Raw genomic sequence first — 18,191 nt, forward strand, 5'->3', positions numbered from 1 at the left:
ACAACGGGTTTGGCCCCGAGATAGGGGTTTCGGCAGGCAAACTCAACTCTGGCACCGGCAATTGGCTCCGCTTTGGCGTGGAGCAGGTCCAATGCAACAGGGGGTCTGGCAGATATCTGCGGTCTTTTGATTGATCGCGGCTATAGATCGGCCACCGATATTAAGTCGGACGATCCTGCCGCGATGATCTTTTGCCGGTGGTGGTATGGTGCCGCTGAAGGGACTCGAACCCCCGACCCCATCATTACGAATGACGTGCTCTACCATCTGAGCTACAGCGGCGACCAGCGCGGGTCAGGGCCCGCAGCGGTCTGTGCGGCGCGCTTTAGCATTGGCGCGCCGCTTGGAAAAGATCTATTTCGCGCCTTGGAATTTCCCCTTGGGCTCTTCGGAAGCGTCGGATGCTGGGCTGTCTGGATCCGGTACCGCCGCCGGATCGTCACTTTCCAGCAATTCGACCTCGGGGATGTCACTTGTATCAGGTCCGGCGGCCCCTTCCGGCGTGCCTGTGATCAAGGGCAGCACCTGCGCACCAGTGGCGCCGACAATCTCGGGGGCCTCAGGGCGGCGCCAGCTGAGTGTGTCGAAGCTAGAACAGTTTTCACAGACCGGCGCCCATTCCGCGTGGATATGATTGCAGGTATCACAGACCCACTGTGGTCCGCGTGGCGCATTCAACGCCCGTGCCAGCCAGCCCTGGATTACCGCGTCCGAGGCACCCTCGCCCTTCTCGATGGCCGCCATCAAGGTCAGCGCCCGTGCATCGGGATTTCGTTCGACCAAATCGCCCAGCGCACGACGGGCCTCTGGAAAATCCTCGGCGACGATATGCAGCTCGGCCATCACCAGCCGGGTTTCATCATGCTGCGGCGCCAGCCGCGACAGTTGAGCAAAGCGTTTCACCCGCTCCGCGGCGGTTTCATTCGGCTCGACCTCGGCAAAGGCATGTGCCAGATCCGGGTGCGGCTGCGCTTCCCAGGCTTTTTTGAGAACCCGGATGGCGTAGCGCTTCTTGTCGCGCGCCAGATAGGCACGGGCCGCCATGGCCGCCGCGGGGACCAGATCCGGCGAAAGCCGGTTGGCCTCGATCGCCTGTTCCTGCTGTTCGACGGTCGCCCCGTCTTCGACAATCGCGCGAGAGGCGGACAGGGCCAGCACCGCATCGCGGCGCTTGTAGACGTCACGCGGCAGGGTGCCGGTCTTCAACTTCGTCGTTAGCGTCTTGCGCGCACCAGCCCAATCCTGCGCCCGCGCCTGAAGTGTCAGCAGCGTATCCTGCACCTCTTCGTGTTTGGGCCGCAGAGCAAGCGCCTTCTCGGCCAGTTGACGCGCCGTATCGGTATCCCCTTCGGAGAGCTTCTGTTTCATGATGCCGCGCACCCCGACAAAGCGGGTGGACTGGTTGCTCACCAGCCGCTTATAGGCCTCCGCTGCCTTCTTGGTGTCGCCTGCCAGTTCCGCAGCCTGCGCTGTCAGCAGATCCGTCAGCTCCGGCTTTTCAAGATATTTCTCCGCGCGCGCAGCCTTGGCCATTGCCAACCGCCCTTCGCCAGAAGCCAGCGCCATCAACCCGTCGGATAGCGCCTGATAGCCCTTGCGCTCGCGCCCCTTGTCGAAATAGCGCGAAATCGCGGTTTCATCGCCATTAAGGAACCGTAGCGTCGCCAGAAGAAGTGAGAGAAGTTTGAATGCAACCCAAACGGCAAAAACCAGAACTGCAAGCGCAATGACCGACTGCAATGCGCTCAGGGTGTATTCGGTGCCGGCGACCGTGATCTGAACGCCACCAGCGGTTTCCGTCAGCAATGTGGCACCAAAGGCGAGCACCGCCACGATGGCGACGAAAACGAGAATCTTCAACAATGACCAGAGCATGGCAGCTTCCTTATTTGGCGTTCAGGCTTTGGGCCAGTTCATTCACGGCAGCAACCGCCGAGAGGCGCGCGCGTGCAGCAGCCTGCCAATCAGCGAGCGGCGCAAGCGCGGTTTCGGGCAGGGCCTCAAGTTCCATCAGTGCGTCTTGCAGATTGCCATTCTGGACGGCCGCCTCGGCACGGGACAGAACGGCATCAGGATCATCCCCTTCGCGCGGTGCGACCGAACGTGCCCCAAGCTGACGCCGCATATAGGCGGCGATACCGCCGGTTCCCTTGGCTTCCTGACGTGCCGCAGCCAGCGCCTCACGTGCAGCCGGGGCAAACCCATCGCGCAGGCTGGAGCGGGTACTGACGCCAGCCTCTGCAGAGCCTGCCAGCGCCTCTGGCGGCGTCACACCAACCGCCCGCAGCTCATCCAGCAGACCGCTGAAGCTTGTCCCCGCATCAAGCGCCGAGCGCAGCCGCGCGACAATTGTTTGCGCACTGGCGATTCGGGCGGCCTCGGCGCTGGCTGCATCCATTGCACGCGCCTCATCGACCATTTTTTCGACCTCGGCCCGCTGTGCAGCCAAGCTGTCCTGAAGCTTGTTCAGTTCCGCCTCAAAGGCAGCAACAGCCTCTGGGCTAGCCGCGTCCGTGATCGGACGGCTTTCCAGCGCATCAACGCGGATCGCCAGACTATCCAGCGCGTCCGCGAGACCGGTATCACCTGCGGCGGTCGCTCCGGATTGCAGCGCGGCCACCTCCTGCTTCAGCGTATCCAGCTGTTCCGCCAGCGGTGCTAGATTCAGATCGTCAGCGGTGGCGGCAATCCGGTCTTCCAGCTCGGAAATCCTTGTGTTCAGGCGCTCCTGAAGCTCCTCCAGAGCCGTGGCATCAACCGAAGGGGCGCTGCGCCACGACGGGGGCAGGAAGCCGTCCAGCACATTCGACTGCCCGGCCACAAACCCAAGCCCAGCCGCCACGACCCCTCCCAGAACCGCTGCGCCAAAACCGCCGCGTCTCTCTACGATACGCTCAACCTCGGGCGCCGGTGGGGTGAAGGGGGGCAGATCATCTGCACTGCGCTCCGTAGCAGCGGTCTCCGCAGTCGAGGCTTCGGCCAGTTCGGCAGTTTCTGCCTGCTGCGGGTCAAGTTGATCGCGCTGATCATCAGAGACAGCGCCGGTTTCAGCATTTACCGGCTCGCTTGGCTGCACGTCTTCGGCCTCTGAATCCACCTCGGATTTGGTGTCCTCAGCTTGCGTCGCTTCGACCAGCTCGGACGGATCGTCGCCAGCTGCGGTTTCGTCGATGTCCAGCTTGGAGACAGACGACTGGCCCCTCTCGGCCCGCATCTCATCGGATGTTTTCTTGTCAGCCACGCCGACATCCCCCTCGATTCTAAAAATCTCATAACATCAACTCGGCAATAAACTTACTGTGCCGATGGTCCACCCTCAACCCGCGCCAGACCAGCTGCGGCATCACGCACCAATGCGCACATATCCTTCGCCGTTGGAGAGTTACATATCTGTAAGTCTTTGCATTTCAATACGTTCAAAGGCTCGGCCACTGCTTTGCTGAAGGCGATCAGATGGAGCTCTGCGCGATATGGTGCCAATTTGACGAATTGCACCGCAGTGCGCGGCGAAAAAAGCGGCACGATCAGCGAGGCTTGCGCATCCAGCGCCGCACGGGACTGATCGTCGTAGCGCAGCAGAACCTGATCGTAGATTACATGTTCCTGGCAGTTGATACCGGCCTGACAAAGCCGCTTTGCGATATCACCGCGGCTGTGGACACCGCGAAGATGAACGAGTGGGGTTTCAGGTGATAACTCTGTCACCGTCCGGACCAGCTGATCGGCATCCTGCCCACAGCATTTCGCCTGCCACCCTTTTGCTCTGGCGACGTCGGTCGTGCGGTCTCCGATACAATAGGCCCGCTGACCTGACTGAGGCTTAGGGGCAAACCGGACTGCATTGGCGGAAGAAAAAACCACATCCCTAGTATAGAGATCGGTTACGGGCGAAGTCAGTTGCACATCAACGGGCTGCGCATCAAGCAATGGTGCGTAGATCACCTGCATCGTCGAGCGGGTGGATGCCGGAAGATCCGCAACGAACCGTTCCGCCGCCGCGCGGGGGCGTGTCATCAATAGGCCGACCATCACACGCCCCTCGGGATTGTTCGCCACTGCCATAGGTGGTAGCCCCAGCGGGGATATGATGCAACGGTAACGCCATGACACGAGACCTCACCCTGCTGGGATTGGAAAGCAGCTGCGATGATACGGCGGCAGCGGTAGTGCGCCATCCGGGACACGGCCCGGCGGAGGTGCTGTCTTCCATCGTTTTCGGCCAGACCGAGCTTCACAGTGCCTTTGGAGGCGTCGTGCCGGAGATCGCGGCCCGCGCTCATGCTGAAAAACTTGATCATTGCGTTCGGGATGCGCTGGCTGCCGCCGACCTGAGATTGTCGGATATGGATGCCATCGCGGTCACCGCAGGTCCCGGGCTGATTGGCGGCGTCATCTCCGGGGTCATGTGCGCAAAGGGGTTGGCCGCCGCGAGCGGGCTGCCCCTGATTGGCGTGAACCATCTTGCCGGTCATGCGCTGACTCCACGGCTGACCGATGCGGTCCCTTACCCCTATCTGATGCTTCTGGTGTCCGGCGGCCATTGTCAGTACCTGATCGTTCGTGGGCCTGCCGATTTCAGACGGCTTGGCGGCACCATTGACGACGCTCCGGGTGAGGCTTTCGATAAAACCGCCCGCCTTCTGGGTCTGCCGCAACCGGGTGGACCATCCGTACAGGCTGAGGCGGAGACCGGTGATCCTCGTCGTTTCCGCTTCCCCCGCCCTTTGCTGGATCGTCCAGATTGTAACCTGTCCTTCTCCGGCCTCAAGACTGCGCTGATGCGGATGCGCGATCAGGTTGTGGCCGAAAAAGGCGGTCTGACACGTCAGGATCGGGCCGATCTCTGCGCCGGATTTCAGGCAGCTGTCACCGATGTTCTGGCCGAGAAGACGCGCCGGGCGATCCGGCTCTACCTCGAGGAGATCCCCGACACGCGCACGGTTGCCGTTGCCGGAGGTGTCGCGGCCAATACCTCCATTAGAGCCGCGTTAGAGACAGTTTGTGCCGAGTTCGACGCCCGGTTCGTAGCCCCGCCGCTGGCACTTTGTACCGACAATGCCGCGATGATTGCCTATGCCGGACTGGAACGGTTTCGCAATGGCGAGCGCGACGGCATGGACCTTGCCGCGCGACCACGCTGGCCACTGGACCAAAGCAGCCCTGCCATGTTGGGCAGCGGCAAGAAAGGAGCAAAGGCATGAGTGTTTCCGTGCTCGGATCCGGTGCCTTTGGCACTGCTCTGGCGATATCGCTGGCAGCCAACGGGCCGGTCACCCTCTGGGCGCGCGACGCCGACCAGGCGCTGCAGATGCAGGAAACCCGCCGCAACAGTCGGCGCCTGCCAGATGCTGCGCTGCCGGACAAGCTGACGGTGACAAACGATCTGGAACGCGCCGCACAGGCCGAAACGGTGCTGCTTGCGGTGCCAATGCAGACGCTGCGCGGGTTCATAACCGCTCACGCCGCTTTACTGCGCGACCGCGGGCTTGTGGCCTGCTGCAAAGGGATGGAGCTCAAAACCGGGCTTGGTCCATTGGCGGTGATCCGTGACTGCCTGCCCGAGGCCCGAACGGCGCTGCTGACCGGCCCCAGTTTCGCCGCTGACATCGCACGGGGCCTGCCAACGGCCCTTACGCTGGCCTGTGGCAACGCAGAGACCGGCAGGGAATTACAACAACAGCTGACCACCAAGACCCTACGGCTCTATCGCACCACAGATACGATTGGCGCAGAGATTGGCGGTGCGCTGAAAAATGTTATCGCAATTGCCTGCGGCGCCGTGATTGGTGCCGGTCTGGGCGATAGCGCCCGCGCCGCGCTGATGACCCGGGGATATGCCGAGATGCAGCGTATGGCGCTGGCCACAGGGGCCCGCCCCGAGACACTGGCCGGTCTCTCCGGTTTTGGCGATCTGACGCTCACATGCAGCTCTGATCTGTCGCGAAACTACCGCCTGGGGCTTGCCATCGGCCGCGGCGAGGCTTTCGATCCAAATATCACAGTCGAAGGCGCCGCCACGGCACGCGCGGTTCATGCCGCGGCCACGGCGCGGCAACTGGACATGCCTATCACCGCTATCGTCGTCGCCCTGCTCGATCAGCGCTTGACGATTGCCGATGCCACCGCTCAACTGCTTTCAAGACCACTAAAAGAGGAATGACATGCTGATTGCCCTGATCGCGCGCGATAAACCTGATCATTTGCAGACCCGGATGGACAACCGTGCCGCGCATCTGGCCTATATCGAGGAGACCGGCGTTGTTGCGCAGGCGGGACCGCTACTGGATCAAGACGGCGGCATGGTCGGCTCGCTGATCATCCTTGATGTCGAAGACATGGCTGCGGGCCAGGCTTGGGCGGATAGCGACCCCTATGCAAAGGCCGGACTGTTTGAAGCGGTTGAGCTGATCACCTGGAAAAAGGTCGTCGGCTGATGGCCTATTGGCTGTTCAAATCCGAACCCTCCACCTGGGGCTGGGCTGATCAGCTAGCCAAAGGTGGCGCGGGTGAGGAGTGGGACGGCGTCCGCAACTACCAGGCGCGCAACTTCATGCGCGACATGGAAATCGGCGACCTCGGGTTCTTTTATCACTCGATGAAGGAGAAATCTGTGGTCGGGATCGTCGAAATCTGTGCCGAGGCCCACCCAGACAGCACCACGGATGACCCGCGCTGGGAATGCGTCAATATCAAAGCGGTTCGCAGCTTTTCCAAACCGGTGACACTTGATAAGATAAAAGCCGATCCGCGGCTTGAAAACATGGTTCTGGTCAAGAACTCCCGCCTCTCGGTACAACCTGTCACCGCTGAAGAATGGGCCCATATCTGCGCGTTGGGGGAGACAGATCCCGGTTGATCTGACAGAATTCTCAGGCTGGCGCTGGTATCAGGGAGAGTGCAATGGAAATACTGAATGTTATCGCAGCCGCGATTGCCGGCTTTGTTCTGGGCGCGGTCTGGTATGGCGTGCTGGCTGAGCCTTGGATGCAGGCGGCAAAGGTGCCTCGCGATGAAAACGGCAAACCGACAGGTGGGCAAACACCGGCGGTTTTTGTTGCTACCTTTGTGCTTCAGCTCATTGTTGCGGGCATGATGCGCCATGTCTTTGCCCTTTCGGGGATTGATACCGTGGGCGGTGGCCTCGTCGGTGGGCTGGGCGTAGGGCTGTTTTTCATCACCCCATGGATCATGATCAATAACCTCTACGCTGTCAGACCGCTGCGCCTGTCAATGATTGATGGCGGCTACGCTACGCTGGCCTGCGGTGCGATTGGTATCGTGCTGACGTTGTTCTGACGCCCTTCGCTGGCGAAACGCTATGCACAAAAAAGGGAAGATCCGATCATATGACAGGATCTTCCCTTTCACCCCACGTGCTCCAATTCCACCACACGTGTTCGTAAATCTGTGATCCTAGCCATCCTGACCGGTATCTAGAAGATAGGCCGACCAGCGGTGATTCCGCAAAGGCAATACAGGTAAAATGCAATACATGTACAACCGGGGCATGTTCCGTGTCGCCGTGATGTCGGTTAATCCCGGTGTCTCCACGAACCAATGACACAACGACTTAGAAGAAGCCGCCCCACCGTACATCATGACATACCAAAAGCGCCCGCCGGGGGTTTCCGACGGGCGATCCTCAGCGGTCTTCAGGCAATCTGATCAGCCGTAGACGGATTCTTTCCCGAAGTGCTTGGTCAGCATATAGTAGACGACTGCGCGGTATTTGTTCCGCTCAGACTTCCCGTAGGTCTCGATCACGCCATCGATTGCAGACATCAGCTCGGGCCCATCGGACAGGCCCAATTTCTTGATCAGGAAGTTATTTTTGACGGTCTCCAGCTCTGCCGGCTGGCTGGAGGCTACGGTGGATGCGTCGGCGTCATAGATGGCCGGACCACAGCCGATGGTGACCTTGGTGAGCAGGTCCATATCCGGATCCATGCCACATTTGGTTTTCAGATCACTTGCATATTGCTCGATCAGATCGTCGCGTTTTCCCAAAACTCTCTCTCCCATGTTACTCAGCGGAACTACTGGTATCGCCAGGCACTGCGCCTGATCAGTTCTTATTCCAGCAGCTTAGTCGCAGAACGGTACAGGGCAACCGGGAATTTCGGCGGTAAACTCTCATTTCTGTGCGAAACGACGAACAATCGCCGAACACGACAGAAATGGCGCCCCTCGGATGAGGGGCGCCAAAGCCATCTCACAACACCTCAATCAGGTGCCGATTCAAAGTGGCAGAGTCGCGTTATACGCGGTCACCGATGAGACGATCATCCTGCAGCGGCTTGATCATGTTTTCGTCGATTTCCGGCATCGAGCGCAGAGCCGCCTCGGTACGTGTGCTCAGCTTCAGCTGACCGTTGCGGGTGAAATCCATGTCGGACAACGGCACGGCAACGGTGTATTCATTCAGGCCAAGGAAACCGCCGACGCCGATCACACCTGCGATCTTACCGTCCTGTTCGATCACATAGTCGATCTCACCGACATTCTCGCCGGTCGCGGAGAAGACGTTTTTGCCGACCAGATCAGCGACGGTCATCTCATCCAGTGGCGGCAGAGGTTCACCAGCGGCATCCGAGGCATCATATTCGCCGCGCGGGATGGTGGTGGAAGCGTCAGAGCTTACATTGACGTTTTCATCGCCATCCGCCGGAGTTTGGCCGTTCACGGTCTCAACGCCACTATCTACCTTGTATTCACCACGCGGAACGGTGGTGCCTTCGGTGGTGTCGAGCGACACGCTGCCGGTTGTTTCCTGGCCACCAACGGTTTCGATCTGGGTGTCAGCCTTGCTTTCGCCACGCGGCACCGAGGTGCCAGCCTGCGCAATACCAGCGCCAGCCATCAGGGCAGCAGCAGTCACACCAGCAAGAATACGGGTTTTGGTTTTCAGTTCGGTCATGTCGTTTTCTCCTTCGTTTGAAGTACGGAAATCAAACGTCATGCCGCTCGAATACGTTCCCGGATTTTTCCGGAATCTCGACATTAAATTATTGGAACTTTTGAGCGCGAAACAACGTTTTCGCGCGCGGTGCGTGCTAGGTCAGACCTATTAAAAGGCAAATAAAAATCAGTCACATAAAAGAAAACACCCCACCGATGGCGGGGTGTTCTGTACGTTTACTTCATTCCGAAAATCAGAAGGAAGATAGGATCAGTAGCGATAGTGCTCAGGCTTGAACGGGCCCTCGGGTTTGACGCCGATATAGGCCGCTTGTTCGGGGGCCAGTTTCGACAGTTTCACACCGATCCGGTCCAGGTGCAGACGAGCAACTTTTTCGTCCAGGTGCTTGGGCAGGATGTAGACATCGTTCTTGTAGGCCTCACCACGGGTCCACAGTTCGATCTGCGCCAGCACCTGGTTGGTGAAAGAGGCCGACATCACGAAAGACGGGTGGCCCGTCGCGTTGCCAAGGTTCAAGAGGCGGCCTTCGGAGAGCAGGATCAGACGGTTGCCCGAGGGCATCTCGATCATGTCGACCTGTTCCTTGATGTTGGTCCACTTGTGGTTTTTGAGGTTGGCGACCTGGATCTCGTTGTCGAAGTGGCCAATATTGCCAACAATCGCCATATCCTTCATCTCGCGCATATGCTCGATGCGGATGACATCCTTGTTGCCGGTGGTGGTGATGAAGATGTCGGCGCTGTCCACTACATCTTCCAGCAGGACCACTTCGAAACCGTCCATCGCGGCCTGCAGGGCGCAGATCGGGTCCACTTCGGTGACCTTGACCCGGGCGCCGGCGCCGCGCAGGGAGGCAGCTGAGCCCTTGCCCACATCGCCGTAACCGCAAACTACGGCGACCTTGCCTGCCATCATCGTATCGGTGGCGCGACGGATACCATCGACCAGCGATTCCTTGCAGCCGTATTTGTTGTCGAACTTCGACTTGGTGACCGAATCGTTCACGTTGATCGCCGGGAAGGGCAGCTGCCCTTCTTTCACCAGCTCATAAAGACGGTGAACGCCGGTGGTGGTTTCCTCGGAAACACCTTTGATCGCCTCACGGGTTTTGGTGAACCAGCCCGGGCTTTCGGCCATACGCTTTTTGATCTGGTTGAAGATCGCTTCTTCCTCTTCGGAGGTCGGAACTTCGATCAGATTGGTTTCGCCAGCCTCTACGCGCGCGCCAAGCAGCACGTAAAGCGTTGCATCGCCACCATCATCCAGAATGAGGTTTGCGCCTTCAGGGAACTGGAACGAGCGATCCAGATAATCCCAATGTTCTACAAGGGTCTGGCCCTTGATCGCAAAGACAGGCGTGCCGCCTGCCGCGATTGCGGCCGCAGCGTGGTCCTGGGTCGAGAAGATGTTGCAGGAGGCCCAGCGCACATCCGCGCCCAGCGCCACCAGCGTTTCGATCAGAACCGCAGTCTGGATGGTCATGTGAAGCGACCCGACAATCCGGGCCCCTTTCAGCGGCTTGCTGTCGCCATATTCGTCACGCAGGGCCATCAGCCCCGGCATTTCGGTCTCAGCGATGTCGAGTTCCTTGCGGCCAAACTCGGCCAGCGCGATGTCCTTGACGATATAATCCCCGGCCATTGCGTGCTCCATTCCGGTTACATTTTGTCTACCGCAGCAGGTAACACCGCAATGGTTTATAAGCAACGAAGATGCCCGAAAGCGCCGGGGCGCAGCGACCGGAGGTCGTGCGCCCCGACCTTCCCAACGGTCCGGGGGGACAGGTCAGCTGGGGGTTCCTTGCGGCCTGGGGTCTTCCGTCAATTGAAAAAACCCGGTGCCGGAGGCCACCACACAGCTCAACCCGTTGGGATGGGAAACCAGCACGGTGAAAGTGCCGGTTGTTGCTGAAGCCCAGAATTCGATCACGGTGGAAACGGGCTGGCTGGCTTGCAGCCCGCCAGCAGTCAACCGCTCGGCGTATGAGGATTGCAAACGATCCACCAGGTGATCGCGGGGACTGCAGCCAGCGGCAAGCACCGGCGGCGCAGTCGCAAGCATCCCAAAGATAAGCGAGGTGCAGGCAAGACGTTTAAACATGACAATCTCCTTTCGCATGTGCCTAAGCGACGAAAGAGGCTTGCCAAGGAGGCAAGAGCCCCTGTCGTACCTATAAATATGGGGCCAGAACCGGCCGGTATCAAATCCCGGCCGGTCAACTGTTCGTGGTGTCCATGTGTGCTCAGCAGGTGATCCTGCCGCCACATAGGCTCGGGAACACCGTTGGCGGCCTGCCTTAGGCGCCGTGCCGGCAATTGCGCTGCACGCACTCACCGGCTAGTCAGAACCCACCGCCAAAGGAAGAGACTGACCATGCCCCCCAAACCTCCGCGCGCCTGGCAAAGGATGCTCTCCGGTCGCCGCCTTGACCTGCTTGATCCGACTCCGGTCGATGTCGAAATCGAGGATATTGCCCATGGGCTGGCCTTTGTGGCGCGCTGGAATGGCCAGACCATTGGTGATTTTGCCTATTCCGTGGCAGAGCATTCGCTTCTGGTGGAGACGATCTACGGTCGCCTGAACACGAAGGCGCCGGTGCGATGGAAGCTGGCGGCCCTGCTGCACGACGCGCCGGAATATGTCATCGGAGACATGATTTCGCCGGTAAAGAATGCCGTTGGCCCAAGTTACGGCGAATTGGACCAGCGGTTGACGACTGCGATTCATATCCGCTTTGGTCTGCCTGCCGTATTACCTAAAACGGTCAAGGCCCAGATCAAGAAAGCAGATCGGATCAGCGCCTGGATGGAAGCAATCGAGATCGCCGGGTTTTCCCGCAGCGAAGCCGACCGTCTGTTTGGAAAGCCGGATCAAACGCTTATGGAAGGGCTTTCCATCCGCCTGCGACCACCGGTCGAGGTCCGCAAAGATTACATCACCCGGCACGCCGATCTCTTGGCACTGCTCTGATCCCAAGAAAAAAGCCTCTCCCGATCTGGAGAGGCTTTCGCTTCACTTGGGGCTGCGTTTGGCGAGAATGCGCTGCAGCGTGCGCCGGTGCATGTTCAGCCGTCGCGCGGTTTCCGATACATTCCGGTCGCATAGTTCATAGACCCGCTGAATATGCTCCCACCGCACACGATCCGCACTCATTGGATTTTCCGGCGGCGGCGGCAGCTCTTCTTCATTGGCGAGCAGCGCGTTCATGATGTCCGACGCATCAGCAGGTTTTGACAGGTAATCCGTCGCACCAATCTTCACCGCTGCAACGGCTGTCGCAATGGCACCATATCCAGTCAGAACAACCACTCGGCTGTCGGGGCGGCGCTCTCGCAGGATCTCCACCACATCAAGCCCGTTGCCGTCCTCTAGCCGCAGATCGACCACCGCAAAGGCTGGAGGGCGGGCTGTGGCTATGGCGCTGCCTGCTGCGACAGATCCTGCTGTCTCCACCTCAAAGCCACGTTTTTCCATGGCCTTGGCCAAGCGCCGCAGAAAGGGTTCGTCATCATCGACCAGCAAGAGCGTCTTGTCCGGTCCTATTTCCTGCATAGCAGCTTCGCCCATGCTGTCGGTCTCCCCCGCAATGTTATCAGGTCGTGAGGCTTGATATTACGTCTCGCCTCCGAAACGTCAAACCTTCATCAGGATTACAGGTTTTCCAGAAAGCAGCCGACCTTGTCAGCAACCTGTTCCGGTGTCTCGTCACGGCGAAAGAACTCCACAAATCCCTGCTCGGGCAAAACCAGATAGGAAAAGGTCGAGTGATCAACAAGATAGTAGTCTTCGTCGCCGTCATGTTTCTTGTAGTAGGTCTTGTAGGCGCGGCTGGCGGCCTTAACCTGTTCGTGTGATCCCGTCAGACCAATCATCCGTTCATGCAGATTGGCGGCAAAATCACCCACCACCTCAGGTGTGTCGCGATCCGGGTCGATGGAGATGAACACCGGTGTCACATCCTGTCCACGCTCATCCAGCAGATCGATGACCTCGGCATTGCGGGCAACATCCAGAGGGCAGACATCAGGGCAGAACGTATAGCCGAAATAGACCAGCGAAGGCTTGGTGATCACATCCTTATCCGTCACCGTCTCACCCTTGGCGTTCAGTAGCTCAAACGGTCCGCCGATTGTATCGGACCCTCCTGCGATCTGACTGGCGCGGCATTCGGCGAAGTCATCACCCGCGCCTCCTCCGCGTGTGGCAAACCAGGCTCCCCCTACCAGGGCAGCGACAACAACGGCAGCAAGGATGGCATAGAGACGGGTCATGAGATCACACTTTGCGCAAGAATTAGATGGGTCATCAGGCTGCGCCAGACCTACCAAGAATCTCAGGCGATGCAACGGGCGGAGCGAAGCAGCCGCCGCGCATCGGCCAGAAGTGGTCCAGCGATCCTGCACGGGAGTCGACCTATCGCAGGCCTTACCCCAATGACCAGACGGACAAATCAGCGCAGCCTCGGGCGATCCCGGCGACAGTCACCGTATAAGGAGGCCATCGCCAAAGCAGATCAATTGTCTGTCTGCGCCAGGAATGCGAGGATACTGCGACAGTCTGGTTTCGTCTTGTTCCAGAGCAGGCCATATGTCAGCCAGATCCCGACCGGGGCCAAACAAAATGGCTCCATCCCCTCGGCACGGAGTGCGGTATGAGCGCGACAAATATTGACCTGCTGAGCGGGCAGGAACGGAGCCACTGGATTCGCCTGCGCACGTTGATCCTGCTGCGCTGGGTGGCGATAGCTGGTCAGGTCTCTGCCATCACCGTGGCACAGCAGCTCTATAATCTGCAGCTGGAGCTCGTGCTTTGCTATATCGCGATTGGTGTTTCGGTTCTGGGCAACCTCATTGCGATCATTCTGTTCCCGCAGAACAAACGCCTCTCGGAATTCGAGAACTTCCTGATGGTTCTCTTTGACCTCCTGCAGCTGAACTTCCTGCTCTATCTGACCGGTGGATTGAACAACCCCTTCGCGCTGCTGGTGCTGGGGCCGGTGACGATTTCCGCCTCGATGATGCGGCTGCGCTCGACCCTGATTATCGGTGCCACCGCGATCATCCTGGTAACACTGCTTGCGGAATTTCATCTGCCGCTGCGCACGCCGCAGGGGTTTGTGCTGCGGGTGCCGGATATCTTTGTCTTTGGCAACTGGACTGCCATCGTGATCGCGGTCTTGTTCATTGGCGCCTATTCCTACCGGATTAGCGCCGAGATCCGCTCGATGTCGGATGCGCTGGCCGCGACCCAGATGGCTCTGTCGCGCGAACAGAAGCTTACCGATCTGGGCGGCGTTGTGGCCGCTGCGGCCCATGAGTTGGGCACACCGCTGGCCACGATCAAACTGGCCAGCGCAGAGTTGATCGACGAATTGGATGACCGGCCCGACCTGCGCGAAGATGCCGCCCTGATCCGTGAACAGGCGGACCGGTGTCGCGATATTCTCAGAGGCATGGGGCGCGCCGGCAAGGATGATCTGCATCTGCGCCAGGCCCCGCTTTCCACCGTGATAAACGAGGCGGCAGAACCGCATATGTACCGGGGCAAAACCGTGATCTTCGAGGAAGCCCCGGAAAGCGATGGCGATCCCCAGCATCCGACCATCCTGCGCCAGCCGGAAATCATTCACGGCCTGCGCAATCTCGTGCAGAACGCGGTGGATTTTGCCCGAACAACAGTCTGGATCGATGCCAGCTGGAACGATGAGACGATTACCCTGCGCATCAGCGACGATGGTCGGGGCTACCCGTCACATCTGCTGGGCCGGATCGGCGACCCCTTCGTGCGGCGGCGTCGTAGCGACAGCGACCGGCGCCAGCGTCCCGAGTATGAGGGCATGGGTCTGGGACTGTTCATCGCCAAGACATTGCTGGAACGCAGCGGCGCTCAGCTGATTTTCGCAAATGGATCCGATCCCAATCAGACCTTGCCCCGTGATCCGGAACGTTGTGGCGCATTGGTGCAGGTCAGCTGGCCCCGAAGCAAGATTGACGCTCTGACGGGCGAAAATGCCGTTCCCATCGGGGAAAATAAACGTATAGAAATTTAACTATTCACTTTTAGGCAACCAATTAAACTTCATTTAACCATTATCGGGAAACATCGGTCGGGAGAGTAAAACACTTGTGGGTAACGGACATCATGCAGCAGATCCTATCGACCGACTGGCTTGTATTGGCAACGCTTTGTGCGGCTACGGCCGCAGCAGCTGTCTGGTGGCTGTCTCCGAACCCCAAACCCAAGGGCTTTGAGCAGGATCTGCTGCAGGGCGATGGGCGCTCTGATGCGGTGTTTCTCTTTGATGACACGACGCTGATCGGCTGGTCCTCCGGCGCGCGCCGGTTCGTGGGCGAACAGGCGGAGAGCTTCAGCTGGGCCAACCTGCGAGAACAATTGGCCCGCAGCTATCCGGGCCTGCCGCAGTCTCCCGGCTTTCTGAAGGATGTCGGACCGCTGGTGCTCTCGGGTACGGCAAATGCCGAAAGCCGCGAGGCGCTCTGCGAATGGATTGATGGTGTCACCCGGGTACAGCTTCGCAGCACGACATCCGAGGAGCATAATCACAGCATCGACCAGGAGCTTACGACCCTGCGTTCAGCGGTGCATCAGGCGCCCTACCCTGTCTGGCTGCAATCCGATGACGGTGCGGTTACCTGGTCCAATCTTGCCTATGACGATCTCAGCCAGAAGCTCCGTGGCCGCAACGTCGATTTCTCGGAACCGCTGTTCACCAATCTTGATGACCCGATGGCCAGCGGCAAACCTGAACGGATTTCGATCCCCATGCCCGAGAGCAAGAAGAAGCTCTGGTACAATATCTCGACCACCGAAACCGAAGCCGGCTGGTTGTGCCACGCGGTGGATGTGAATGCGGTTGTTGACGCCGAAATCGCTCAGCGCAACTTCGTCCAGACATTGGCAAAGACATTTGCCCAGCTTTCTATCGGTCTTGCGATTTTTGACCGGAATCGTCAGCTGGTACTGTTCAATCCGGTGCTGATCGACCTGACCGCCCTGCCCGCCAATTTCCTCAGCTCGCGGCCGAACCTGCTGACCTTCTTTGACCGGCTGCGCGATCAACGCATGATGCCGGAACCCAAGAATTACTCCAGCTGGCGCCATCAGATGGCCGACCTTCTGGAAGCTGCGGCCGAGGGCCGCTATCAGGAAACATGGTCGCTGCCATCGGGGTCAGTCTACTCCGTCTCTGGCCGCCCGCATCCGGATGGGGCGATTGCCTTCCTGTTTGAGGATATCACCGCCGAGATCACCCTGACCCGCCAGTTCCGTTCCGAGCTTGAAATGGGTCAGTCGATCATGGACCAGATGGACGAAGCCATCGCCGTTTTTGCAAATGACGGTACCATGACCTTCTCCAACGCCGCCTATCACGATCTGTGGCAGATGGATCCCGACGGCAGCTTTGCCAAAATCACCATCATGGACTCCAGTCGGGTATGGCAGGACATGTGCGCCGCAACACCGGCCTGGGGAGAAGTTCGCGATTTCGTTGCAGGTAGCGACAGCCGCACCCCCTGGTGGGCAAACGTGCAGCTGCGCAACGGCACCCCGCTGATCTGCAAGGTGACCGCCATCCAGAACGGGGCAACCATGGTCAGCTTCCGCTCCCCCGACCCGGCGCCGGCGCCGGTGGACCAACAGCGGTTTGCGATTACCAAGCAGGAAAAATAGCGCTGTAGGCGGCCCTTCGATCAGCAGGAAAGCCCGGTTCGATACCGGGCTTTTTCGATCCAGCTTGCAGCCTTGCGCGCGTGGCGGCATTGTCGCCCCATGACAACCCAGACGCTCGTAATCCCTCTCCCCTCACCCGACCACACCGCCGTGCTTGCCGCCCGTATTGGTGCCCAGCTGCATGGTGGCGATTGCCTGCTGCTGGAAGGCGTCATCGGCGCCGGTAAAACCCATTTTGCCCGCAGCCTGATCCAATCTCAGATGATCGTGCCCGAGGATGTCCCCTCGCCCACATTCACTCTGGTTCAGACCTATGAGCTGCCCGGCGGAGAGCTGTGGCATGCCGATCTTTACCGTCTGTCAGCCCTCGATGAAATCGAAGAGCTGGGTCTGATTGCGGCTTTTGAAACAGCTATTTGCCTTATTGAATGGCCGGACCGCCTAGAGGAACTCACGCCAAGCGACGCGCTGCATGTTTCGTTGGCGCTGGACCCAGACCATGACGATGCCCGCACCGCCACCCTGCGATGGAGCGATCCGCGCTGGGACACCCTGATGAAGCAGATTTCCACATGACCGACCGAAACCATCTCATCTCAACCTTTCTGAGTGATACCCCCTGGCAGGACTGGACGCGCGAGCCGCTGGCCGGCGACGCGTCCAACCGGCGCTATGAACGGCTGCGCCATCACGATGGCACCTCTGTTGTGCTGATGGATGCCCCGCCTGATCAGGGCGAGGATGTTGCTCCATTTGTGGAGATTGCGACCTACCTGCGCGACCAGGGACTGAGCGCACCGGAGATTCTGGCCGAAGACCGCACAAACGGGTTCCTGATCATCGAAGATCTGGGCGATGCTCTCTTTGCGCGTGTGATGCGCGATGATCCGGCACAGGAACGCGCGCTATATGAGGCCGCTACCAATGTTCTGATCGCCCTGCATGACGCCCCGATGCCAGAGCTGGAGCCGCTGGGACCCAGACTGATGGCAGAACTATCCGGCCTCGCGTTTGAAAAATACCGGGATGTGATCCGTGAGGAGACGTCGGCTGAGCATCTTGCCCGCTTCACCGACCAGTTCGAGGATATCCTGCGCCGCACGATCAAAGGTGACGTTGTTTTGGTTCAGCGGGACTATCACGCGGAAAACCTGATCTGGCTGCCCGAGCGCACCGGCGTCGCAAAAGTCGGATTGCTGGATTTCCAGGCCGCCCGTGCGGGTCATCGGGCCTATGATCTCGTGTCTCTGTTACAGGACGCCCGCAGGGATGTGCCTGCCGCCATCGAGATGCAGATGATGGATCGCTACGTCACCGCGACCGGTGTCGACGAAGGCAGCTTTCGCGCGGCATATACCGTGCTGGGTGTGCAGCGAAATATGCGCATTCTGGGTGTTTTTGCGCGTTTGGGCAGGGATTATGGCAAACCGCAATACGTCGATCTGATCCCGCGTGTGTGGGATCATTTTCATCGGGGCCTCGACCACCCGGCAATGGCACCGCTTGCGGAGTTCCTGCATCGTGAAATGCCGGTGCCCACCCCTGAGGTCCTCGACCGGTTGCGCGGCTGATGGCAGAC

General features: G+C 59.5%; 19 protein-coding genes and 1 tRNA gene. 10 read left to right on the plus strand and 10 right to left on the minus strand.

Going from position 1 to position 18,191, the window contains the following annotated elements; genetic code table 11:
* Nucleotides 1–206: 206 nt before the first annotated feature.
* The 4 genes from VWZ81_RS10630 to VWZ81_RS10645 form a co-directional block, all read right to left on the minus strand.
* Nucleotides 207–282 (minus strand) — tRNA-Thr (locus VWZ81_RS10630).
* Nucleotides 283–354: 72 nt separating this feature from the next.
* Entirely contained in the window at nucleotides 355–1,875 is a 1,521-nt protein-coding gene (locus VWZ81_RS10635) for a heme biosynthesis protein HemY (protein ID WP_340547079.1), read from the minus strand.
* A gap of 10 nt (nucleotides 1,876–1,885) precedes the next feature.
* Nucleotides 1,886–3,241, minus strand: coding sequence for a COG4223 family protein (locus VWZ81_RS10640; protein ID WP_416542685.1), 1,356 nt, complete (start codon nucleotides 3,239–3,241; stop codon nucleotides 1,886–1,888).
* A 53-nt stretch (nucleotides 3,242–3,294) separates the two neighbouring features.
* The gene (locus tag VWZ81_RS10645; protein WP_416585404.1) at nucleotides 3,295–4,029 is read right to left on the minus strand and encodes a uroporphyrinogen-III synthase; all 735 of its coding nucleotides are present in this window, start codon (nucleotides 4,027–4,029) and stop codon (nucleotides 3,295–3,297) included.
* 74 nt (nucleotides 4,030–4,103) lie between these two features.
* Here VWZ81_RS10645 and tsaD point away from each other — a divergent pair, with 74 nt between their 5' ends.
* Genes tsaD through VWZ81_RS10670 form a run of 5 tightly spaced genes read left to right on the plus strand, consistent with a single transcriptional unit; the run spans nucleotide 4,104 to nucleotide 7,296 of the window.
* Nucleotides 4,104–5,201 carry a tRNA (adenosine(37)-N6)-threonylcarbamoyltransferase complex transferase subunit TsaD gene (gene tsaD / locus VWZ81_RS10650; protein WP_416539904.1) on the plus strand — a complete coding sequence of 366 codons (1,098 nt, stop codon included), beginning with the start codon at nucleotides 4,104–4,106 and terminating at the stop codon, nucleotides 5,199–5,201.
* Entirely contained in the window at nucleotides 5,198–6,160 is a 963-nt protein-coding gene (locus VWZ81_RS10655; protein WP_416539903.1) for an NAD(P)H-dependent glycerol-3-phosphate dehydrogenase, read from the plus strand. Before tsaD ends, VWZ81_RS10655 begins: the two co-directional genes overlap by 4 nt.
* A 1-nt stretch (nucleotide 6,161) precedes the next feature.
* Nucleotides 6,162–6,434, plus strand: a complete 273-nt coding sequence (locus VWZ81_RS10660; protein ID WP_340547084.1) for a YciI family protein — start codon at nucleotides 6,162–6,164, stop codon at nucleotides 6,432–6,434.
* Nucleotides 6,434–6,856 (plus strand): EVE domain-containing protein, encoded by a 423-nt coding sequence (locus VWZ81_RS10665; RefSeq protein WP_416542687.1) that lies wholly within the window; start codon nucleotides 6,434–6,436, stop codon nucleotides 6,854–6,856. Before VWZ81_RS10660 ends, VWZ81_RS10665 begins: the two co-directional genes overlap by 1 nt.
* A gap of 44 nt (nucleotides 6,857–6,900) precedes the next feature.
* A complete protein-coding gene (locus VWZ81_RS10670) occupies nucleotides 6,901–7,296 on the plus strand; it encodes a DUF1761 domain-containing protein (RefSeq protein ID WP_416539901.1) in 396 nt (131 codons plus the stop codon).
* A 369-nt stretch (nucleotides 7,297–7,665) separates the two neighbouring features.
* Here VWZ81_RS10670 and VWZ81_RS10675 read toward each other — a convergent pair whose 3' ends face one another.
* The 4 genes from VWZ81_RS10675 to VWZ81_RS10690 all read right to left on the minus strand — a co-directional run bounded on the left by VWZ81_RS10675 (nucleotide 7,666) and on the right by VWZ81_RS10690 (nucleotide 11,020).
* Complete coding sequence (locus VWZ81_RS10675; protein ID WP_416542688.1) at nucleotides 7,666–8,007, minus strand: DUF2853 family protein; 342 nt, start codon at nucleotides 8,005–8,007, stop codon at nucleotides 7,666–7,668.
* A gap of 250 nt (nucleotides 8,008–8,257) precedes the next feature.
* On the minus strand, nucleotides 8,258–8,917 hold the full coding sequence (locus tag VWZ81_RS10680; protein WP_416534366.1) for a PRC-barrel domain-containing protein: 660 nt from the start codon (nucleotides 8,915–8,917) through the stop codon (nucleotides 8,258–8,260).
* Nucleotides 8,918–9,169: 252 nt separating this feature from the next.
* On the minus strand, nucleotides 9,170–10,561 hold the full coding sequence (gene ahcY, locus VWZ81_RS10685) for an adenosylhomocysteinase (protein WP_340547089.1): 1,392 nt from the start codon (nucleotides 10,559–10,561) through the stop codon (nucleotides 9,170–9,172).
* Nucleotides 10,562–10,705: 144 nt separating this feature from the next.
* Nucleotides 10,706–11,020, minus strand: coding sequence for a hypothetical protein (locus VWZ81_RS10690; protein WP_340547090.1), 315 nt, complete (start codon nucleotides 11,018–11,020; stop codon nucleotides 10,706–10,708).
* 273 nt (nucleotides 11,021–11,293) lie between these two features.
* Between VWZ81_RS10690 and VWZ81_RS10695 the strand changes: the two genes are divergently transcribed.
* Entirely contained in the window at nucleotides 11,294–11,890 is a 597-nt protein-coding gene (locus VWZ81_RS10695) for a hypothetical protein (protein ID WP_416539900.1), read from the plus strand.
* 42 nt (nucleotides 11,891–11,932) lie between these two features.
* Here VWZ81_RS10695 and VWZ81_RS10700 read toward each other — a convergent pair whose 3' ends face one another.
* A complete protein-coding gene (locus VWZ81_RS10700) occupies nucleotides 11,933–12,487 on the minus strand; it encodes an ActR/PrrA/RegA family redox response regulator transcription factor (protein ID WP_014876423.1) in 555 nt (184 codons plus the stop codon).
* 83 nt (nucleotides 12,488–12,570) lie between these two features.
* A complete protein-coding gene (locus tag VWZ81_RS10705; RefSeq protein WP_340547092.1) occupies nucleotides 12,571–13,191 on the minus strand; it encodes an SCO family protein in 621 nt (206 codons plus the stop codon).
* Between the two features lie 380 nt (nucleotides 13,192–13,571).
* On the opposite strand from VWZ81_RS10705, the gene regB reads away from it, so the two are divergent.
* The 4 genes from regB to VWZ81_RS10725 all read left to right on the plus strand — a co-directional run bounded on the left by regB (nucleotide 13,572) and on the right by VWZ81_RS10725 (nucleotide 18,183).
* Nucleotides 13,572–14,969: a sensor histidine kinase RegB gene (regB, locus tag VWZ81_RS10710; RefSeq protein ID WP_416542689.1), complete on the plus strand. Its 1,398-nt coding sequence runs from the start codon at nucleotides 13,572–13,574 to the stop codon at nucleotides 14,967–14,969.
* 92 nt (nucleotides 14,970–15,061) lie between these two features.
* A complete protein-coding gene (locus VWZ81_RS10715) occupies nucleotides 15,062–16,612 on the plus strand; it encodes a PAS-domain containing protein (RefSeq protein WP_340547094.1) in 1,551 nt (516 codons plus the stop codon).
* Nucleotides 16,613–16,711: 99 nt separating this feature from the next.
* The gene (gene tsaE / locus VWZ81_RS10720; RefSeq protein ID WP_416542690.1) at nucleotides 16,712–17,188 is read left to right on the plus strand and encodes a tRNA (adenosine(37)-N6)-threonylcarbamoyltransferase complex ATPase subunit type 1 TsaE; all 477 of its coding nucleotides are present in this window, start codon (nucleotides 16,712–16,714) and stop codon (nucleotides 17,186–17,188) included.
* Nucleotides 17,185–18,183 carry an aminoglycoside phosphotransferase family protein gene (locus tag VWZ81_RS10725; protein ID WP_416542691.1) on the plus strand — a complete coding sequence of 333 codons (999 nt, stop codon included), beginning with the start codon at nucleotides 17,185–17,187 and terminating at the stop codon, nucleotides 18,181–18,183. The genes tsaE and VWZ81_RS10725 overlap by 4 nt, the downstream gene beginning before the upstream one ends.
* The last annotated feature ends 8 nt before the right edge of the window (nucleotides 18,184–18,191 follow it).

Source organism: Phaeobacter sp. JH20_34 (genome assembly GCF_048056095.1).
Lineage (GTDB): Bacteria > Pseudomonadota > Alphaproteobacteria > Rhodobacterales > Rhodobacteraceae > Phaeobacter > Phaeobacter bryozoorum.

Excerpts from the sequence above, each read along its gene's own strand:
- VWZ81_RS10635 (WP_340547079.1), bottom strand. The coding sequence starts at position 1,875 with ATGCTCTGGTCATTGTTGAAGATTCTCGTTTTCGTCGCCATCGTGGCG.
- VWZ81_RS10645 (WP_416585404.1), bottom strand. The coding sequence starts at position 4,029 with ATGGTCGGCCTATTGATGACACGCCCCCGCGCGGCGGCGGAACGGTTC.
- tsaD (WP_416539904.1), top strand. The coding sequence starts at position 4,104 with ATGACACGAGACCTCACCCTGCTGGGATTGGAAAGCAGCTGCGATGAT.
- VWZ81_RS10655 (WP_416539903.1), top strand. The coding sequence starts at position 5,198 with ATGAGTGTTTCCGTGCTCGGATCCGGTGCCTTTGGCACTGCTCTGGCG.
- VWZ81_RS10660 (WP_340547084.1), top strand. The coding sequence starts at position 6,162 with ATGCTGATTGCCCTGATCGCGCGCGATAAACCTGATCATTTGCAGACC.
- VWZ81_RS10665 (WP_416542687.1), top strand. The coding sequence starts at position 6,434 with ATGGCCTATTGGCTGTTCAAATCCGAACCCTCCACCTGGGGCTGGGCT.
- VWZ81_RS10670 (WP_416539901.1), top strand. The coding sequence starts at position 6,901 with ATGGAAATACTGAATGTTATCGCAGCCGCGATTGCCGGCTTTGTTCTG.
- VWZ81_RS10680 (WP_416534366.1), bottom strand. The coding sequence starts at position 8,917 with ATGACCGAACTGAAAACCAAAACCCGTATTCTTGCTGGTGTGACTGCT.
- ahcY (WP_340547089.1), bottom strand. The coding sequence starts at position 10,561 with ATGGCCGGGGATTATATCGTCAAGGACATCGCGCTGGCCGAGTTTGGC.
- VWZ81_RS10690 (WP_340547090.1), bottom strand. The coding sequence starts at position 11,020 with ATGTTTAAACGTCTTGCCTGCACCTCGCTTATCTTTGGGATGCTTGCG.
- VWZ81_RS10695 (WP_416539900.1), top strand. The coding sequence starts at position 11,294 with ATGCCCCCCAAACCTCCGCGCGCCTGGCAAAGGATGCTCTCCGGTCGC.
- VWZ81_RS10700 (WP_014876423.1), bottom strand. The coding sequence starts at position 12,487 with ATGGGCGAAGCTGCTATGCAGGAAATAGGACCGGACAAGACGCTCTTG.
- VWZ81_RS10705 (WP_340547092.1), bottom strand. The coding sequence starts at position 13,191 with ATGACCCGTCTCTATGCCATCCTTGCTGCCGTTGTTGTCGCTGCCCTG.
- regB (WP_416542689.1), top strand. The coding sequence starts at position 13,572 with ATGAGCGCGACAAATATTGACCTGCTGAGCGGGCAGGAACGGAGCCAC.
- VWZ81_RS10715 (WP_340547094.1), top strand. The coding sequence starts at position 15,062 with ATGCAGCAGATCCTATCGACCGACTGGCTTGTATTGGCAACGCTTTGT.
- tsaE (WP_416542690.1), top strand. The coding sequence starts at position 16,712 with ATGACAACCCAGACGCTCGTAATCCCTCTCCCCTCACCCGACCACACC.
- VWZ81_RS10725 (WP_416542691.1), top strand. The coding sequence starts at position 17,185 with ATGACCGACCGAAACCATCTCATCTCAACCTTTCTGAGTGATACCCCC.